The organism is Leisingera sp. F5 (genome assembly GCF_001593695.1).
In genome coordinates this window covers 1-1,611 of sequence record NZ_LUKH01000827.1, presented here as the reverse complement: position 1 = coordinate 1,611, position 1,611 = coordinate 1, and the positions used below count along the sequence as shown (strand labels likewise).

Below are 1,611 nucleotides of genomic sequence, written 5' to 3'. Positions count from 1 at the left end.
CGGCCTGAGGCCGGAAGCGGGCCAAACTTGGCCACATTTACAAACAAAAACTTACCGTTGACAGGATAGTGGAGACCGTTGATGCCCGAAGTTTCAGATTACACGGCGCTTTTAGCCTATACATCGAACAGCAGCCTCCGCTGGAACAGCCTGGCTGATCTCGGCACTCAAACTGTGGTGACCTACAGCTTTGTCGATAGCGGTGACTTGGGGGATGTGGCTGACGACCCCTATGGTGCCAGCAGCTATTGGCCCTTCAACAGCACGCAGCGCGACTATTTCCGCCTGGCTCTTGCGGAGTTTGAAGAGGCGTCCGGCTTGCTGTTTGTCGAAACGGACGGTCCGGCAATGATCAACGCCTTTGGCTACAACGGCGGCTCTGCTGCAGGCTGGGCGGATCTTGCCTGGTCCAACTCCTACTCCACCAATGAGGGGGAGCTGGCGATTGAAAGCACTGATATGGCACCGGGATCCTATGGCTATGAAACGGTGCTGCACGAGATCGGCCATGCGCTGGGTCTTGAACATCCGCATGACGGCGACAATACGCTGGCGGACCATCTGGACGACCAGGCACACACCGTGATGACCTATAATCATGCCGGGTACAATGTCACTGAGCTGGGCACATTTGATGTGCAAGCTCTGACCCATATATATGGCGATACCGGCGGAACCGCAGGATGGAGAGCTTACGTCAATACGGCGGGCGACGTGGTGATCAAGGCCAGCAGCCGTGCAGAAACTGTATTGGCGACCGGACAGGATACCAAGATTTATGCAAAGGGCGGCGAAGATACGGTCATCGGCCACGAAGCGGATGACCACTTGTTCGGCGGCGGCGGCGCTGACAGTCTTACTGGGGGCTATGGCGAAGACAGGCTAGTGGGCGGTAAGGGATCGGACGTTTTGATCGGCGGATTGGATGAGACCGATTATTCAGGCGCCTACGATGAAGACGATTTTCTGAAAGGAAATGGCGGCAGGGACACGCTTTTCGGCGGCCAGGGGGATGACAGGCTGATCGGCGGCAACGGCAAAGACCGTCTTGTCGGCGGTGAAGGATCTGACGTTTTGACAGGGGGGAAACACGCGGATGTTTTTGTGTTCGTGTCTGCCGATTATTGGGAAGACGAAGTCATCACGGATTTTGGCAAAGGCGATGACCGGATCGAATTCTTTGACACCTCAGTGGAAGACTTCAGCGATCTGACCATCACACAGGAAAATGGCAGCACCCTGATCGGATTTTTCGGCAGTCACCAGATCGAGTTGACGGGCTATACCGGCACGCTCACCGAGGACCACTTCCTGTTTACTTGATATGGCAGCCGGGGAACCTGCCGCACCGGGGCCGGATCCGGGTTACTTCAACCCGGCTTCGGCCTCAATCTGCTTGCGGCTCTTGCGGGCGCGCTCGGTTGCCGATTTCAGCTGGCCGCAGGCCGCCATAATATCATCGCCCCGCGTCTTGCGGATCGGCGAGGCATAACCGGCCTGATAGACGATATTAGCAAAGGCATGGATGCGGTTGTTCGAGGACCGCCTGTAGGGGCTGCCGGGCCATTCGTTGAACGGGATCAGGTTGATCTTGGCCGGGATGTTGTAGCG

Annotated in this window: 1 protein-coding gene and 1 pseudogene; one reads left to right on the top strand and one right to left on the bottom strand. The window is 57.0% G+C overall.

Translation table 11 applies throughout. The annotated features are described in order from the left end of the window. Positions 1-81: 81 nt before the first annotated feature. Positions 82-1,323 (top strand): reprolysin-like metallopeptidase, encoded by a 1,242-nt coding sequence (locus tag A2I95_RS36460; protein ID WP_027257137.1) that lies wholly within the window; start codon positions 82-84, stop codon positions 1,321-1,323. A 42-nt stretch (positions 1,324-1,365) separates the two neighbouring features. Here A2I95_RS36460 and A2I95_RS36455 read toward each other — a convergent pair. Further along, positions 1,366-1,611 (bottom strand): annotated as a pseudogene (locus tag A2I95_RS36455) (23S rRNA (adenine(2503)-C(2))-methyltransferase RlmN); the annotation flags it as partial.

Coding starts and splice junctions, on each gene's coding strand:
- A2I95_RS36460 (WP_027257137.1), top strand. CDS start 82: ATGCCCGAAGTTTCAGATTACACGGCGCTTTTAGCCTATACATCGAAC.